This window comes from Streptomyces sp. AC550_RSS872 (genome assembly GCF_019049285.1).
Taxonomy (GTDB): domain Bacteria; phylum Actinomycetota; class Actinomycetes; order Streptomycetales; family Streptomycetaceae; genus Streptomyces.
On sequence record NZ_JAGMUL010000061.1, the window covers coordinates 1 to 16,886 of the forward strand.

Below are 16,886 nucleotides of genomic sequence, written 5' to 3' on the forward strand. Positions count from 1 at the left end.
CCCCCATCCCCCCGCCCACCCTTCCCGTCGGCGTCGGCGTCGGCGTCGGCGTCGGCTGTCAGTGGCCCATGCCATGCTTGTCGCGATGGCCAGGAAGAGTGCGAACGACGACCCCCTCGCCCCCGTGACCCTCGCCGTGGGTCAGGAGGAGCTGCTGCTCGACCGTGCCGTGCGGGAGGTGGTGGTTGCCGCCCGGGCCGCCGACGCCGACACGGATGTGCGGGAGCTGACCTCGGACCAGTTGCAGCCCGGCACGCTGGCGGAGTTGACCAGTCCCTCGCTGTTCGCGGAGCGCAAGGTCGTGGTCGTGCGGGGTGCGCAGGATCTGTCGGCCGACACGATCAAGGACGTGACGGCGTATCTGGGGGCGCCCGCCGAGGAGATCACCCTCGTGCTGGTGCATGCCGGTGGGGTCAAGGGCAAGAAGCTGCTCGACGCCGCGCGCAAGGCGGGGGCGCGGGAGGTGGAGTGCCCGAAGATGACCAAGCCGGCGGACCGGCTGGCGTTCGTGCGGAGCGAGTTCCGGGCGACCGGGCGGTCCGCGACGCCGGAGGCCTGTCAGGCGCTGGTCGATGCCATCGGGAGCGATCTGCGGGAGCTTGCGTCCGCGGTGAGTCAGCTGGTCGCGGATGTCGAGGGGACCATCGACGAGGCCGTGGTGGGGCGGTACTACACGGGCCGTGCCGAGGCGTCGAGCTTCACCGTGGCCGACCGGGCGGTCGAGGGGCGGGCCGCGGAGGCGCTGGAGGCACTGCGGTGGTCGTTGGCGACGGGCGTGGCGCCCGTCCTGATCACCAGTGCGCTCGCCCAGGGCGTCCGGGCCATCGGGAAGCTCTCCTCCGCGCGCGGCGGCCGCCCCGCCGACCTGGCGCGTGAGCTCGGCATGCCGCCCTGGAAGATCGACCGCGTACGGCAGCAGATGCGCGGGTGGACGCCGGACGCAGTGGCGGTGGCGCTGCGGGCGGTCGCCGAGGCCGACGCCGGGGTGAAGGGCGGCGGGGACGACCCCGAGTACGCGTTGGAGAAGGCGGTCGTCACCATCGCACGCGCGGCTCGGTCCAGGGGGCGTTCCTAGGCCCTGCCATTGGAATCACGCCGCGTCGTCGGTCCGGCAGGCACCGCACCACCTCGGGCGACGTGGGCGTCCCGGAGCGATCCCCCTGCTCCAGAAGACGCCCCCAGGACAACAGGGGACAATCGGGCATATCAGTCGTACAGCGTCGGATTGGGAAGGTGGCGACCGTCATGGCTGAACACCCGCACGCTGCTCTCGTCCGCAAGGGCTACGAAGCCTTTCAGCGCGGGGACATGGACACCCTGCGCGGAATGATGACCGGGGACTGTAAGCATCATGTGCCCGGTTCTCACCCGCTCTCGGGGGACTTCAAGGGGATCGACTCGATCCTCGACGGGTACTACGGCCGGCTCTACTCGGAGACGGGCGGGTCGTTCCGGGTCGAGCTGCGTGACATCTTCGTCGACGGCCGTGGGCACGCCGTGTCCGTGCACCGTTTCACCGCTGACCGAGGCTCCAAGCACATCGAGGAGAACGGCGGCATCGTCTTCCGGATCGTCGGCGACAAGATCACCGATCTCGACGAGTGTGTCGCCGACATCGACATGGCCAACGACTTCTGGTCGTGACCCAGGCCTGGACGCGGACACGGATGTGGACGTGGGCATGGGCGAAGGCCCCGGCGCCCGCCCTGGGGAAGGGCGAGGCGCCGGGGCCTTCGGATCAAGCTGCTGGATCCGCACCCGCGTGGCGAACGCAGGCCGCGTGCGGATCCGGGGTGCCGGACGGGAGCGGATGAGAGAGGGCCCGCTCGATTCCCTCCGGCGGTCAGATCAGAAAGGTGTCAGCCCTTGAGGGAGCCGACCTTCGAAGCAAGCGCCGACTTCTTGTTGGCGGCCTGGTTCTTGTGGATGACGCCCTTGGAGACGGCCTTGTCGAGCTGACGCGCGGCAGCGCGCTGGTACTCGGTGGCCTTCTCGACGTCACCCGCGGCAGCGGCCTCACGGGCCTTGCGGATCGCGGTCTTCAGGGAGGACTTGACGGCCTTGTTGCGCAGCCGGGCCTTCTCGTTGGTCTTGATCCGCTTGATCTGGGACTTGATGTTCGCCACGAATGAGCCTTTTCAGGTTCAGGCACGGGGCCAGGAGCCTCACGAGGAGACCGGGTCCCGTACCAGGTGATTTCTTGAGGATGTGCCTCGCGCTGAGAGGGCATGAGACACAGCCACCCAGACTACCAGTGGGCCGGCGGACGGCCCAAAACGGTCCCCGGTCGCTGCCCGTGGGACCATGGAACCTACGTATCGATCCGACCCGAGGCATAAGGCGCCTCAAGAGACAGGACCCTGCGTGCCCGCGACCCCAAACAATGTGCCCGAGCCGAGCCGTACCGACCCGGCTCTGATCCGCAATTTCTGCATCATCGCGCACATCGACCACGGCAAGTCCACGCTCGCCGACCGGATGCTCCAGCTGACCGGTGTGGTCGAGCAGCGGCAGATGCGTGCTCAGTACCTCGACCGGATGGACATCGAGCGCGAGCGCGGCATCACGATCAAGTCCCAGGCGGTGCGGCTGCCGTGGGCTCCCACCCACGAACCCGGCAACACGCACATCCTCAACATGATCGACACCCCGGGGCACGTCGACTTCACCTACGAGGTCTCGCGGTCGCTCGCCGCCTGCGAGGGCACCATCCTCCTCGTCGACGCCGCCCAGGGCATCGAGGCCCAGACCCTCGCCAACCTCTACCTGGCGATGGAGAACGACCTCACGATCATCCCCGTACTGAACAAGATCGACCTGCCGGCCGCGCAGCCCGAGAAGTTCGCCGAGGAGCTCGCCAACCTGGTCGGCTGCGATCCGAGCGACGTGCTGCGGGTCTCCGCCAAGACGGGTGTCGGCGTCGACGCCCTGCTCGACCGGGTGGTCAAGGAGGTCCCCGCGCCGGTCGGCGTCAAGGACGCCCCCGCCCGCGCCATGATCTTCGACTCCGTCTACGACTCCTACCGGGGCGTGGTCACCTACGTCCGTGTCATCGACGGCCAGCTCAACAAGCGCGAGCGCATCAAGATGATGTCGACGGGTGCCACGCACGAGCTGCTGGAGATCGGGACGAACTCGCCCGAGATGCTGAGCGCCGACGGCCTCGGTGTCGGTGAGGTGGGTTACCTCATCACCGGCGTGAAGGACGTCCGCCAGTCCAAGGTCGGTGACACCGTCACCAGCCAGCAGAAGGGGGCGACGGAGGCCCTCGGCGGGTACAAGGACCCGAAGCCGATGGTCTTCTCCGGGCTCTATCCGCTGGACGGCTCCGACTACCCCGAGCTGCGCGAGGCCCTCGACAAGCTCCAGCTCAACGACGCCGCGCTGGTCTACGAGCCGGAGACCTCCGCCGCGCTCGGCTTCGGCTTCCGCGTCGGCTTCCTGGGGCTCCTGCACCTCGACGTGATCCGTGAGCGCCTGGAGCGCGAGTTCGGGCTCGACCTGATCGCGACCGCGCCCAACGTGGTCTACCGGGTCGTGATGGAGGACGGCACCGAGCACACCGTCACCAACCCGAGCGAGTTCCCCGAGGGCAAGATCAACGAGGTGTACGAGCCCGTCGTACGCGCCACCATCCTCGCCCCGACCGAGTTCATCGGCTCGATCATGGAGCTGTGCCAGACCCGGCGCGGCACCCTGCTCGGTATGGACTACCTGTCCGAGGACCGGGTCGAGATCCGCTACACGCTGCCGCTCGCGGAGATCGTCTTCGACTTCTTCGACCAGCTGAAGTCCAAGACCCGCGGCTACGCCTCGCTCGACTACGAGCCCACCGGCGAGCAGACCTCCAGCCTGGTCAAGGTCGACATCCTGCTGCACGGCGACAAGGTGGACGCCTTCTCCGCCATCACCCACAAGGACGCGGCCTACGCGTACGGCGTACGGCTCGTCGCCAAGCTGCGCGAGCTCATCCCGCGGCAGGCCTTCGAGGTGCCGATCCAGGCCGCCATCGGCTCCCGGGTGATCGCCCGCGAGACCATCCGCGCCATCCGCAAGGACGTCCTCGCCAAGTGCTACGGCGGCGACATCTCCCGTAAGCGCAAGCTGCTGGAGAAGCAGAAGGAAGGCAAGAAGCGGATGAAGATGGTGGGTTCCGTGGAGGTTCCGCAGGAGGCCTTCATCGCGGTGCTCTCCAGCGATGACAGCGCGGGGTCGGGCAAGGGCAAGAAGTAACCGCCGGTAACAGGCGGTGACCCGGCAAACCGGTGCAACAGGGGCTCGTCGTACGCAAGTGCGGCGGGCCTCTGCGCGTACGGGCTCGTACCGGCGGGACTCTCTGGTGGAAGTGACAGGCCGCGGACCCTTACGCGTCGGCCGGTCGGCCTTTACTCTGATCCCTGCTCGATAGTTACTCGCGAGTTAAACAACGGCACGCGAGTGAAGACCGCCGTAATGAGCCGGCCGCACCAGCCGGCTGTTGAGCCAGCCGCACAGTCGCGGGCCCCCGGAGGATGTCGTGAGCGACACACAGACACTGATCGAGAACCGTCCGCCGAGCGTGGCGGCCCTCTTCCTGGAGCGTGTGGCGGCCACACCGGACGCCGAGGCATATCGCCATCCCGTGGCCCCGGTCTCGGGCGAGGGCCCGGACGACTGGAAGTCGCTGAGCTGGGCGCAGGCCGCCGAGCGGGTCTATGCCATCGCGGCCGGGCTCATCGAGCTGGGGGTCCAGCCCGAACAGCGCGTCGCCCTCGCCTCCTCGACCCGGATCGAGTGGATACTGGCCGACCTGGGCATCATGTGCGCCGGCGCGGCCACCACCACCGTCTATCCGCAGACCAACGCCGAGGAGTCGGCGTTCATCCTCTCCGACTCCGAGAGCCGGGTACTGATCGCCGAGGACGCGGCCCAGCTGGCCAAGGCGGTCGAGAAGCGCGCAGAGCTGCCGAACCTCACCCATGTCGTCGTCATCGACCCGGCCGGCGTCGAGACCGCCGACTGGATCCTCACCCTCGACGAGCTGGAGAAGCGCGGCGCGGCCCGGCTGGAGAAGGACCCGGAGCTGATCGAGCAGCGGGTCGGCGCGATCACCAGGGACCAGCTGGCCACCCTGATCTACACCTCCGGCACCACCGGCCGCCCCAAGGGCGTACGGCTGCCGCACGACAACTGGGCGTACATGGCGAAGGCCATCGCCGCGACCGGCCTGGTCGGCCCGGACGACGTGCAGTACCTGTGGCTGCCGCTCGCGCACGTCTTCGGCAAGGTGCTCACCTCCGGGCAGATCGAGGTCGGTCACGTCACCGCCGTCGACGGCCGCGTCGACAAGATCATCGAGAATCTGCCGGTCGTGCAGCCGACGTACATGGCGGCCGTCCCGCGCATCTTCGAGAAGGTCTACAACGGGGTGGCCGCCAAGGCCCGTGCGGCCGGCGGCGCCAAGTACAAGATCTTCCAGTGGGCCGCCGAGGTCTCCCGCGAGTACGCCAAGGTCACCCAGGAAAACTTCCGGCGCACCGGCACCCACTCCGCGCCCTTCGGCCTCGCCGCCAAGCACAAGGTCGCCGACACGCTCGTGTACGCCAAGATCCGCGAGGCCTTCGGCGGCAACCTGCGCGCCTGCGTCTCGGGCAGCGCCGCGCTCGCCCCCGAGATCGGCTACTTCTTCGCGGGTGCCGGCATCCACATCCTCGAGGGCTACGGCCTCACCGAGTCCTCGGCCGCGTCGTTCGTGAACCCGGGCGAGGCCTACCGCACCGGCACGGTCGGCAAGCCGCTGCCCGGCACGGAGGTGCGTATCGCGGACGACGGGGAGATCCTGCTGCGCGGCCCCGGCATCATGGAGGGCTACCACGGGCTGCCCGACAAGACCGCCGAGGTGCTGGAGTCGGACGGCTGGTTCCACACCGGTGACATCGGTGAGCTGTCGCCCGACGGGTACCTGCGTATCACCGATCGCAAGAAGGACCTGATCAAAACGTCGGGCGGCAAGTACATCGCGCCGGCCGAGGTCGAGGGGCAGTTCAAGGCGGTGTGCCCGTACGTCTCCAACATCCTGGTGCACGGCGCCGACCGGAACTTCTGCACGGCGCTGATCGCGCTGGACGAGGTCGCGATTGTCGCCTGGGCCGAGGAGAACGGGCTCTCCGGGAAGTCGTACGCGGAGATCGTGGCGGCGCCGCAGACGGTCGAGATGGTCGACGGGTATGTGAAGAAGCTCAACGAGGGGCTTCAGAAGTGGCAGACCATCAAGAAGTTCCGGTTGCTGCCCCGGGATCTCGATGTGGAGCACGGGGAGATCACGCCGAGTCTGAAGTTGAAGCGGCCGGTTGTGGAGCGGGAGTACAAGGGGCTTATTGAGGAGATGTACGCCGGTACGCGGGAGGCGTAGCGCCGTAGGGGAGGGTGGCGGGGACTGCTGGCGGCTGCGGGTGGTACGTGGTTGCTCGCGCAGTTCCCCGCGCCCCTTGGGGTTGGTCGGCTCACCCTTTGCCGATAAGTCGACGTATCTCGTGGACCCTTGCGCGGAGGTCCGTCAGGTCCGGGGGGACGTCATCGGAGAGTCGCTCCTCAAGGGATGCCACCTGCGCACTCAGCTCCTTGCTGTGGACGTGCTCGCGGCTCAGCAGGTGCTCCAACTGCCTGTTCTTGCGGTACAGGTCCAGGAAAACCGTCACCTTCGCGCGTAACACCCACGGATCGAACGGCTTGGTCAAGTAGTCCGCGGCGCCGGTCGCGTAGCCGCGGAAGGCATAGGCCGGCTCGTCCTCCGCGCCGGTCAGGAAGATGATCGGGACGTCCTTGGTCTGGTCGAGCCGTTTGATGTTGGTGGCGGTCTCGAAGCCGTCCATGCCCGGCATGCGGACATCGAGCAGGACCAGGGCGAAGCGTTGCCGGAGCAGCGCCTTCATCGCCTCCTCGCCCGAACGCGCGCGGACGAGCGGTTCGTTGAGGGACCCCAGGACGGCCTCCAGCGCGATCAGGTTGTCCTCCATGTCGTCGACCAGGAGGATGCCGGCACGCTCGTCGGTCGTTGCCTCAGCGCTCATGATGAAGTGGCCTCATTCGGTGATGGTCGGCGGGACCTCTTCCCCCTCGGAAGCGTCCGGTCCCGGTCCTACGGTGTTCTTCGGCTCCGCGGCCTCGGGGTCCAGGAGGTCGCAGACGACGGTCAGCAGCTGATCCACGTCCACCGGTTTCGGTACGTAGTCGTTGGCGCCCCGCGCGATGGACTTCTCCCGGTCGCCGGGCATGGCCTTCGCGGTCAGGGCGACGATGGGAAGGTCAGCCCAGCGCGGGGTGCGGCGGATGGCGGAGATCGTCTCGTAGCCGTCCATCTCCGGCATCATGATGTCCATCAGGACGAGTTCGACGTCCGGGTTGCGCTCCAGGGTCTCGATGCCCTCGCGGCCGTTCTCCGCGTACAGGACCGGCATGCCGACCCGGCCGAGGACATGGGTGAGCGCGAAGACGTTGCGGATGTCGTCGTCCACTATCAGCACCCGTCGGCCCGGCAGGACCTGGCCCGCCCGGCCCGTCTGCCACGCCTCCAGCTTGGTCGGCGTCGGCCATGACTCGTCGGCGTCGTGCGCGGCCGGGTACGTCTCGGCCGACAGCTGCTCCGGCACCGGCAGCGGACGGCCCTCGGGCGTCGGGCCGGTGGCCGCGTGGCCGGGGCTGACGACCGGGACGTACAGCGTGAACGTGGAGCCCTCGCCGGGCTCGCTCTCGGCGACGATACGGCCGCCCAGCAGGCCCGCGATCTCGCGGCTGATGGACAGGCCGAGGCCGGTGCCGCCGTACTTGCGGTTGGTCGTGCCGTCGGCCTGCTGGAACGCCTCGAAGATCACCGGGAGCTTCTCCGCCGCGATGCCGATGCCGGTGTCGGACACCGCGAACGCGATCACCTCGTCGCTCTCGCGGACGTAGTGGTGCTCGGGGTCCTTCACCCGGTTCACGCGCAGCTCGACCCTGCCGGTCGCGGTGAACTTGATCGCGTTGGAGAGGAGGTTGCGCAGGATCTGCTGGAGGCGCTGTTCGTCCGAGTACATCTCGCGCGGCACGTCCTCGCCGACCGCCACCTCGAAGGCGAGCCCCCGGTCCAGGGTGAGCGGGCGGAACGTGGCGTGGACGTAGTCGAGCAGCTTGATGAGAGGCAGCTTCTTCGGGCGTACGTCCATCCGGCCGGCCTCGATCTTCGACAGGTCCAGGATGTCGTTGATCAGCTGGAGCAGGTCCGAGCCCGAGCGGTGGATCGTCGCCGCGAACTGGACCTCCTGGTCGGTGAGGTGGCCGTCCGGGTTGTCCGACAGCAGTCTCGCCAGGATCAGCAGGGAGTTCAGCGGGGTGCGGAGTTCGTGGGACATGTTCGCCAGGAACTCCGACTTGTACTGGGAGGAGGTCGCCAACAGGGCCGCCTTCTCCTCCAGTTCCGCGTTCGAGCGCTGTAGCTCCGCCTGCTGCATCTGGAGTTCGTCCGAGCGTTCCTGGAGCTGCATGGCCAGGCGCTGGGACTCGCCGAGCAGGGACTCCGTACGGGAGTTGGCGATGATCGTGTTGATGGCGACGGCGATGGTGTTCACGAACTGGTCGAAGAACGCCAGATGCACATCGGAGAAGCGGGAGAACGACGCCAGCTCGATCACGCCGAGGAGCTTGTCCTCGAAGAGGATCGGGATGATGACGACGCTCGTGGGCGCCGCCTCGCCCAGCCCGCTGTTGATCTTGATGTAGTCCGGCGGGGCCTCCTCGACCAGGATCCGCTTCTTTTCGCGGGCCGCCTGCCGGACCAGTCCGTGCACCGGAAGGCCACCGGTCTCGACGGTCGCGCCCTGCGCCGAGCCGTACCCGGCGATGAAGGCCAGCCCCTTCGCGGGAACCGTGGTGCGCAGCGCGGCGCTCTCCTCGTCCGGGTCGGCCAGGAAGAACGCGCCGTACTGGGCGTTGACCAGTGGTGTCAGCTCGCGCAGCAGCAGGTCGGCGACCTCCATCAGATCGCGGTGGCCCTGCATCAGCGCGGCCAGGCGGGCCAGGTTGGACTCCAGCCAGTCCTTGGCTCGGGTCGTCTCGCGCAGGTTGGCCACCATCAGGTTGATGTTGTCCTTCAGCTCGGCGACCTCTCCGCGCGTCTCCACGGTGATCGAGCGGGACATGTCGCCCTGGGCCACGGCTGAGGCGACCTCGGCGATGGCGCGGACCTGGGTGGTCAGGTTCGACGCCAGCTCGTTCACGTTCGTCGTCAGGCGCTTCCAGGTGCCGTACACGCCCTCCACCCGCGCCTGGCCGCCCAGCTGACCCTCGGAACCCACCTCGCGGGCCACCCGGGTCACCTCGGAGGAGAAGGAGGACAGCGTGTCGACCATCGTGTTGATGGCGGTCTTCAGCTCCAGGATCTCGCCGCGCGCGTCCACGTCGATCTTCTTGGAGAGGTCGCCGTTGGCGACAGCCGTGGTGACCTGGGCGATGTTGCGCACCTGTGAGGTGAGGTTGTCGGCCATGTAGTTGACGTTGTCCGTCAGGTCCCGCCAGACGCCGGAGACGCCCAGTACCTGCGCCCGGCCGCCGAGCCGTCCGTCGGTGCCGACCTCGCGGGCGACGCGGGTGACCTCGTCGGCGAAGGCGCGCAGCTGCTGCACCATCGTGTTGACGGTGTCCTTGAGTTCGAGGATCTCGCCGCGTGCGTCGACGGTGATCTTCTTCGACAGATCGCCGTTCGCCACGGCCGTCGTCACCTGGGCGATGTTGCGGACCTGGGAGGTCAGGTTCAGCGCCATGAAGTTGACGTTGTCGGTGAGGTCCTTCCAGACGCCGCTGACGCCGCGCACCTGGGCCTGACCGCCGAGGTTTCCCTCGGTGCCGACCTCGCGGGCGACGCGCGTGACCTCGTCGGCGAAGGCGGAGAGCTGGTCGACCATCGTGTTGATCGTCGACTTCAGCTCCAGGATCTCTCCCTTCGCCTCGACCGTGATCTTCTTGCCGAGGTCGCCCTGGGCGACGGCGGTGGAGACGAGGGCGATGTTGCGGACCTGGGAGGTCAGGTTGTCCGCCATGAAGTTGACGTTGTCGGTGAGGTCCTTCCAGACGCCGGAGACGCCGCGCACCTGGGCCCGCCCGCCCAGGTTTCCTTCCGTACCGACCTCGCGGGCGACGCGCGTGACCTCGTCGGCGAAGGCGGAGAGCTGGTCGACCATCGTGTTGATCGTCGACTTCAGCTCCAGAATCTCTCCCTGGGCGTCGACGGTGATCTTCTGGCTCAGGTCGCCGTTGGCGACGGCCGTGGTCACCTGGGCGATGTTGCGGACCTGGGAGGTCAGGTTCGACGCCATGAAGTTGACGTTGTCGGTGAGGTCCTTCCAGACGCCGGACACGCCCCGCACCTGGGCGCGGCCACCCAGCTGGCCTTCCGTACCGACCTCGCGGGCGACCCGCGTCACCTCGTCGGCGAAGGCGGAGAGCTGGTCGACCATCGTGTTGACGGTCAGCTTGAGTTCGAGGAGTTCGCCGGTCGCCTCGACGGTGACCGTGCGGGTCAGGTCGCCGCGGGCCACCGCCGTGGTCACCAGGGCGATGTCGCGGACCTGGGCGGTCAGCCGGGCCGCCATCGTGTTGACGGCCTCGGTCACGTCCCGCCAACTGCCGGACAGGCCCTGCACCTTGGCCCGCCCGCCGAGCCTGCCCTCGGTACCCACCTCACGGGCCACACGGGTGACCTCGCCGGTGAACAGGGAGAGCTGGTCGACCATCTTGTTCACGGCCCGGCCGAGTCGGCGCAGGTCACCGCGTAACTGACGGCTGCCGTCGTGCAGGTCGACGCGCTGGGTGAGGTCGCCGCCGGCCACCGCGTCCAGCACGCGCGTCGCGTTCGCCGCCGGGGCCACCAGGGCGTCGAGCACCTGGTTGACGTCGTTGACCCGGGTCGTCCAGTCGCCCTGCCCCGGGCTCGCCGAGAGCCGCTCGTCGAGGCGGCCGTGGCGCACCAACTCCCTTTTGACCCGCTGCACTTCACCGTTGAAGTGGGTGCTGCGGTCCATGATCTGGTTGAAGACGGCCGTCAGCTCGGCCACCACTCCCTCACCGGTCTCCGGGAGCCTGCGGAAGTCGCCATCCCGGGCCGCGGTCATCGCGGCGAGCAGGGGGCGCAGTTCCGATGCTCGAATCTGAACGATTTTCTGTCCGTCTTCGAGCACACGCGTAGCACTGTTCTCACTCATGGCGGCCCACTTCGGTAACTCGGTGCTTATGGGCGTGGCCAGTCTGTCACTCTGTCGGCGTCGACTGAGGCGTATTCGTCCGAACCGTTCGGGGAGCTGTCCATGGGGGCCATTCCGGCGCAACGGGAGACCGTTACCCGTGCCTCTGGTGTGCCTGTGCACGGGGGCGTGGGCGCGGAAACCCGCACCACCCTCCCCGGCAGCGCGCTCTCCCCGGGCTCCGCACGCTCCGTCGTGCGCGGGGCCCTCACCGAATGGGCCGCCTCCGGTCTCCCCGGCACCGAACACCTCACCGACCGTCTCGTCGACGACGCCGTCGTGGTCGTCAGCGAACTCGTCACCAACGCCGTCGTGCACGCCGGTACCGATGTCGAGCTCGCCTGCCGGCTGGAGGACGGGACCGGCGACCTGCTCGTCGAGGTCCTGGACCACCACCCCTCGCGCGCCCCGCGCGACGGCGAGGTCGAGGCGCCGTACGAGACGCCGGAGTACGGCCGCGGCCTGCGCCTGGTGTCCCGGCTCGCCGAGTCCTGGGGCGTCACCTATCGCACCGGCTCCAAGACCGTCTGGGCGCGGCTGCCCGCAGAAGACCCCATGGTGGCGGCCAGGGACGACATCGAGGCGTACGCGCAGGAGTGCGCGCTGGAGCGCGGGCTGCGCGTCGCCGAGATCCTCGCGCCCGAGCCCCAGCGCGCCGAGCGGGATCGGGACTGGCTCAACCGGGGCGCCCTGTCGTTCCTCGCCGAGGCCTCCGACCTGCTCGCCGGACAGCTCGACGAGAACCTGGTCGCCGCGCTCGCCGGCCAGCTGATCGTGCCGCGGCTGGCGGACTGGTGCGCGGTGTGGCTGGAGGACGAGGTCGCCGGGCGCTGGGGATACCCGCGATCGGGCGAGGCGGAGGGCGGCTGGGCGGTCGACGGCACCGCGGGCACGGGGCCCCGGCTGGCCCGCGTCTGGCACGGCTCCGAGAACCTCATCGAGGAACTGCGCCGCGCCCTGGAGAAGGAGCCGCCGCTTCCGCCCGAAACCCACCGCACCGGACCCGTCCCCTACCCCTGGCCCGGTGAGGCGCTCGGCGCGCGCGGGGTGCACGGCACGGCACTCGCGTACCGCCTGATCGCCGGCGGCCGCCCGCTGGGCACGCTGGTCATCGGGCGGGCCGACCTCATGCGCTTCCCCGACGAGGTCACCGGGCTCGTCGAGGACCTCAGCCGCCGGGTGGCCCTCGCCATCGGCGCCGCCCGCCAGTACGCCCGGCAGGCCACCATCAGCCGGGTCCTGCAACGCGGACTGCTGCCCGGCGCGGTCGCGGAGATCCCCGGGGTGGTCAGCGCCCTGGTGTACGAGCCGTGCGACAAGGGCGGCCCGAGCGGCGACTTCTACGACCTCTTCCCGGCCGGTGACGGCCGCTGGTGCTTCGCCATCGGCGACGTCCAGGGCAAGGGCCCCGAGGCGGCCGTGGTGATCGGCATCGCCCGCCCCTGGCTACGGCTCCTCGCCCGCGAGGGCTACCGCGTCGCCGACGTCCTCGACCGGCTCAACCAGCTCCTCCTCGACGACGCCACGGAGGCCGCCGACGCCGCCGCCCGCGCCCTCGTCGGCCCGGTCGCCCCCGGCGACGGCCCTCAGACCCGCTTCCTGTCCCTCCTCTACGGCGAGCTCACCCCCTTCGACGGCGGCATCCGCTGCACCCTCGCCTCCGCCGGCCACCCGCTGCCCCTGCTGCTGGGCGCGGGCGGCGAGGTCCACACCGCCGCGCACCCGCAGACCCTCCTCGGGGTCATCGAGGACGCCACGTACACCTCCGAGACCTTCGAACTGCGCTCCGGCGACACCCTGCTCTGCGTCACCGACGGGGTCACGGAGCGGCGCAGCGGCTCCCGCCAGTTCGACGACGGCGACGGCCTCGCGACCGCCCTCGCCGGGTGCGCGGGGCTGAACGCCCAGCTGATCGCGGAACGGATCCGCAGGCTGGTGCACGAGTTCAGCGGCCGCCCGCCGGAGGACGACCTGGCGCTGCTGGTGCTCCAGGCCGAGTAGCGAGTTCCGGGTTCCGGGGAGTACGCGCGCGTGCTGGACAATAGAACCCATGCCCTCCGCACTCCCCGACGGCGAACCCGTCCCCACCGACGGCGCGCTCCCCGCGTCCGCACTCGCCGCCGCGGCCGACCGCCCCCTCGGCTTCTACCTGCACGTCCCGTACTGCGCGACCCGCTGCGGCTACTGCGACTTCAACACCTACACCGCGACCGAGCTGCGCGGCACGGGCGGAGTACTGGCGTCCCGCGACAACTACGCCGAGACCCTCGTCGACGAGATCCGCCTCGCCCGCAAGGTCCTCGGCGACGACCCGCGCCAGGTCCGCACGGTCTTCGTCGGCGGCGGTACGCCCACCCTGCTGGCCGCCGACGATCTCGTACGGATGCTGGGGGCGATCCGCGCCGAGTTCGGACTGGCGCCGGACGCGGAGATCACCACGGAGGCGAACCCGGAGTCGGTCGACCCGGCCTATCTGGCCACGCTCCGCGAGGGCGGCTTCAACCGGATCTCCTTCGGCATGCAGAGCGCCAAGCAGCACGTACTGAAGATCCTCGACCGCACGCACACCCCCGGCCGCCCCGAGGCCTGCGTCGCGGAGGCCCGCGCGGCGGGCTTCGAGCACGTCAACCTGGACCTGATCTACGGCACCCCCGGCGAGTCGGACGACGACTGGCGGGCCTCGCTGGAGGCGGCGATCGGCGCCGGACCCGACCATGTGTCTGCGTACGCCCTCATCGTCGAGGAAGGCACCCAGCTGGCCCGCCGGATCCGCCGGGGCGAGGTCCCGATGACGGACGACGACGTCCACGCGGACCGGTACCTGATCGCCGAGGAGACGTTCACGGCGGCCGGTTTCGACTGGTACGAGGTCTCCAACTGGGCGACCTCGGAGGCCGCCCGCTGTCTGCACAACGAGCTGTACTGGCGGGGTGCCGACTGGTGGGGCGCGGGGCCGGGAGCCCACTCGCACGTGGGCGGGGTGCGCTGGTGGAACGTGAAGCATCCGGGGGCGTATGCGGGGGCGCTGGCGGCGGGGAAGTCGCCGGGGGCGGGGCGCGAGCTGTTGTCGGAGGAGGACCGGAGGGTCGAGCGGATCCTGCTGGAGCTGCGGCTTCGGGAGGGCGTGCCGCTGGAGCTGCTGCGGGAGGAGGGGCTCGCGGCTTCTCGGCGTGCGCTGGGGGAGGGACTGCTTCAGGAGGGGCCGTATGCGGAGGGGCGTGCGCTGCTGACGTTGCGGGGGCGGTTGCTGGCGGATGCCGTGGTCAGGGATTTGGTGGACTGATCACTCGGGCGGGTGAATCGGTGCGGAACGCCGGTTCGATCCCTAACCTGATTCGTAGGCTGCCCCCGTAATTGCACGGTGGCGGAAACCGGAGGGTTGCGGAGATGACCGCTGTGGACGACCGACCGATGACCACCGGCATGGTGAAGATCTTCGAGGAACTTGAGCCTCCTGAGGGCGTCAAGATGGAGCTCCTCCGGGGGGTAATCGTGATGATGGCCAGCCCTGACATCGTGCACAACATGATCGTTGCCGATGTGCAGGACCAGATCCCGCGACAGCGCTGGTCTCGCCTTCAGACCCAGGACGTGGACATCCTGGACGAGGCCAGCGAGCCGGTACCGGACCTAGTGGTAGTGGCGCGAGACGCGCTACCCGACTCGGGCCGTCTGCTGCCCTCCAAGCTGGTCACGATGGCCGTGGAGGTCGTATCCAAGTCCAGCGTTCATCAGGACTACGTGATCAAGCGCTCGATCTACGCCGCCGGGAAGATCCCCGCCTACCTCGTCCTCGACCCGATCATGGCGCAGTGTGTCCTGCTGACGAAGCCCGCAGGCCAGGGCGAGGACGCCGACTACCTCAGCCAGGAGATCATCAAATTCGGGGACCCAGTCCCGGTGGAGCACCTGGGGCTCGAACTGGACACCACCGAGTTCGGAACGTTCCCCAACGTCAAGCCCCACCGCTACCCGTAACGAAGTCGATCAACTCCTCCACCCTTCCCAACAACTCCGGCTCCAGGTCCTTGTAAGACCCCACCCGCTTCAGAATCGCCTGCCACACCGCCCCGGTGTTCTCCGACGGCCACCCCAGCGCCCGGCACACCCCCGTCTTCCAGTCCTGCCCGTGCGGGACCTTCGGCCACCCGGCGATCCCCAGCGACGACGGCTTCACCGCCTCCCAGATGTCGATGTACGGGTGGCCCACGACCAACGCGTGCTCACTGGTCACCGACTCGGCGATCCGCCACTCCTTCGTGCCCGGCACCAGGTGGTCCACCAGAACCCCCAGCCGCGCATCAGGACCCGGCGCGAAATCGGCCACGATCGACGGCAGGTCGTCGACGCCCTCCAGGTACTCCACGACCACGCCCTCGATGCGCAGATCGTCGCCCCACACCTTCTCGACCAGCTCGGCGTCGTGCCGGCCCTCCACGTAGATGCGGCCTGCGCGGGCCACGCGTGCGCGTGCGCCGGGGACGGCGACCGAACCGGAGGCGGTACGGGTGGGTTGTACGGGAGCCGCCCCGGACGGGCGGACCAGGGTCACCACCTTGCCCTCCAGCAGGAACCCCCGCGGCTCCAGCGGGAACACCCGGTGCTTGCCGAAGCGGTCCTCCAGCGTCACGGTGCCCGCCTCGCAGCGGATCACCGCGCCGCAGAAACCCGTGCCCGGCTCCTCCACCACCAGGCCCGGGTCCGCCGGGACCTCGGGGACGGGCTTGGGCTTCTTCCAGGGCGGGGTCAGGTCGGGGGAGTACTGGCGCATTCGGATGACGATAGGAGAAGCGCGGGCCGCGCGTCCCGCCGTTCAGCCCGACACGCCGAAACGGGCGGCCAACGCGTCGCGTTGGCGTCGTACGAACTCCGCGTCCACCACCGCTCCGTGACCGGGCACGTACAGTGCGTCCTCGCCGCCCAGGTCGAGGAGGCGGTCCAGGGCCGCCGGCCAGCGAGACGGTACGGCGTCCCGGCCGGCCTGGGGTTCGCCGGACTCCTCGACCAGGTCGCCGCAGAAGACCACCTCCCGGTCCCCGGCGGCCGTGCCCGGCACGAGCACGACCAGATCGTGGGCCGTGTGGGCCGGGCCCAGGTTCGCCAGGAGGACCTGACGGCCGCCGTCCAGGTCGAGGGTCCACTCGCCGCTCACCTGGTGACGGGGGTGGACCAGGGCGTCGATCGCCTCGTCGGCCGCGTCCTGGTCCAGGCCGTTGTGTACGGCGTCCGCGCGCAGTTCCGCCCGCTCGTGCGCGAACACCGTGTCCATGCCCACCGCCCCGTACACCTCCGCCCCCGCGAACGCCGCCGCCCCGAAGACGTGATCGAAGTGGGGGTGGGTAAGCGCGAGATGAGTCACACGGTGACCGGCGAGCCACTGCGCCTGCGTCCGCAACCGCGAGCCCTCCCCGAGGCTCGACCCGGCGTCGACGAGCAGCGCGCCACCGTCCCCGACGACCAGCCCCGCCGTGCAGTCCCAGCCCGGAAGCCGGCACCGTCCGACGCCGGCCGCCAGCCGTTCCCACCCCAGCTCTTCCCAAGTCACCGTCATACCGCGACGCTAAACGACATCACCGTCGGGCACGGTGGTGCGTGACCGGCCTTGCCCGGGGCGTACCCCACCGCCGTACACTGGCC

The 16,886-nt window shown here is 69.4% G+C and carries 12 protein-coding genes; 7 read left to right on the top strand and 5 right to left on the bottom strand.

The window, feature by feature from the left end; genetic code table 11:
- The first annotated feature begins 85 nt into the window (after window positions 1-85).
- Both holA and KUM44_RS24855 read left to right on the top strand, forming a co-directional pair.
- Window positions 86-1,075, top strand: a complete 990-nt coding sequence (gene holA / locus KUM44_RS24850) for a DNA polymerase III subunit delta (RefSeq protein ID WP_217211223.1) — start codon at window positions 86-88, stop codon at window positions 1,073-1,075.
- 170 nt (window positions 1,076-1,245) lie between these two features.
- A complete protein-coding gene (locus tag KUM44_RS24855; protein ID WP_217211224.1) occupies window positions 1,246-1,644 on the top strand; it encodes a nuclear transport factor 2 family protein in 399 nt (132 codons plus the stop codon).
- A gap of 215 nt (window positions 1,645-1,859) precedes the next feature.
- Here KUM44_RS24855 and rpsT read toward each other — a convergent pair whose 3' ends face one another.
- Entirely contained in the window at window positions 1,860-2,126 is a 267-nt protein-coding gene (gene rpsT / locus KUM44_RS24860) for a 30S ribosomal protein S20 (protein WP_217211225.1), read from the bottom strand.
- 238 nt (window positions 2,127-2,364) lie between these two features.
- Here rpsT and lepA point away from each other — a divergent pair, with 238 nt between their 5' ends.
- Together lepA and KUM44_RS24870 are read left to right on the top strand one after the other, a co-directional pair.
- Window positions 2,365-4,233 carry a translation elongation factor 4 gene (gene lepA, locus KUM44_RS24865; RefSeq protein ID WP_217211228.1) on the top strand — a complete coding sequence of 623 codons (1,869 nt, stop codon included), beginning with the start codon at window positions 2,365-2,367 and terminating at the stop codon, window positions 4,231-4,233.
- A 283-nt stretch (window positions 4,234-4,516) separates the two neighbouring features.
- Complete coding sequence (locus tag KUM44_RS24870) at window positions 4,517-6,391, top strand: long-chain fatty acid--CoA ligase (RefSeq protein WP_217211229.1); 1,875 nt, start codon at window positions 4,517-4,519, stop codon at window positions 6,389-6,391.
- 91 nt (window positions 6,392-6,482) lie between these two features.
- Here the strand turns inward: KUM44_RS24870 and KUM44_RS24875 are convergent, their stop codons facing one another.
- Both KUM44_RS24875 and KUM44_RS24880 read right to left on the bottom strand, forming a co-directional pair.
- Window positions 6,483-7,049, bottom strand: a complete 567-nt coding sequence (locus KUM44_RS24875; protein WP_217211233.1) for a two-component system response regulator — start codon at window positions 7,047-7,049, stop codon at window positions 6,483-6,485.
- A 12-nt stretch (window positions 7,050-7,061) separates the two neighbouring features.
- The gene (locus KUM44_RS24880; RefSeq protein ID WP_217211235.1) at window positions 7,062-11,210 is read right to left on the bottom strand and encodes a HAMP domain-containing protein; all 4,149 of its coding nucleotides are present in this window, start codon (window positions 11,208-11,210) and stop codon (window positions 7,062-7,064) included.
- 102 nt (window positions 11,211-11,312) lie between these two features.
- Between KUM44_RS24880 and KUM44_RS24885 the strand changes: the two genes are divergently transcribed.
- The 3 genes from KUM44_RS24885 (at window position 11,313) to KUM44_RS24895 (ending at window position 15,227) form a co-directional block, all read left to right on the top strand.
- The gene (locus KUM44_RS24885; RefSeq protein WP_217211241.1) at window positions 11,313-13,250 is read left to right on the top strand and encodes an ATP-binding SpoIIE family protein phosphatase; all 1,938 of its coding nucleotides are present in this window, start codon (window positions 11,313-11,315) and stop codon (window positions 13,248-13,250) included.
- A gap of 49 nt (window positions 13,251-13,299) precedes the next feature.
- Window positions 13,300-14,532 carry a radical SAM family heme chaperone HemW gene (hemW, locus tag KUM44_RS24890; RefSeq protein ID WP_217211247.1) on the top strand — a complete coding sequence of 411 codons (1,233 nt, stop codon included), beginning with the start codon at window positions 13,300-13,302 and terminating at the stop codon, window positions 14,530-14,532.
- A 104-nt stretch (window positions 14,533-14,636) separates the two neighbouring features.
- Entirely contained in the window at window positions 14,637-15,227 is a 591-nt protein-coding gene (locus KUM44_RS24895) for a Uma2 family endonuclease (protein WP_217211249.1), read from the top strand.
- On the opposite strand, the gene KUM44_RS24900 is transcribed toward KUM44_RS24895, so the two are convergent.
- Both KUM44_RS24900 and KUM44_RS24905 read right to left on the bottom strand, forming a co-directional pair.
- Complete coding sequence (locus KUM44_RS24900) at window positions 15,205-16,020, bottom strand: DUF3097 domain-containing protein (protein ID WP_217211251.1); 816 nt, start codon at window positions 16,018-16,020, stop codon at window positions 15,205-15,207. The genes KUM44_RS24895 and KUM44_RS24900 overlap by 23 nt on opposite strands.
- Before the next feature lie 42 nt (window positions 16,021-16,062).
- Window positions 16,063-16,800 (bottom strand): MBL fold metallo-hydrolase, encoded by a 738-nt coding sequence (locus KUM44_RS24905; protein WP_217211252.1) that lies wholly within the window; start codon window positions 16,798-16,800, stop codon window positions 16,063-16,065.
- Window positions 16,801-16,886 lie beyond the last annotated feature (86 nt).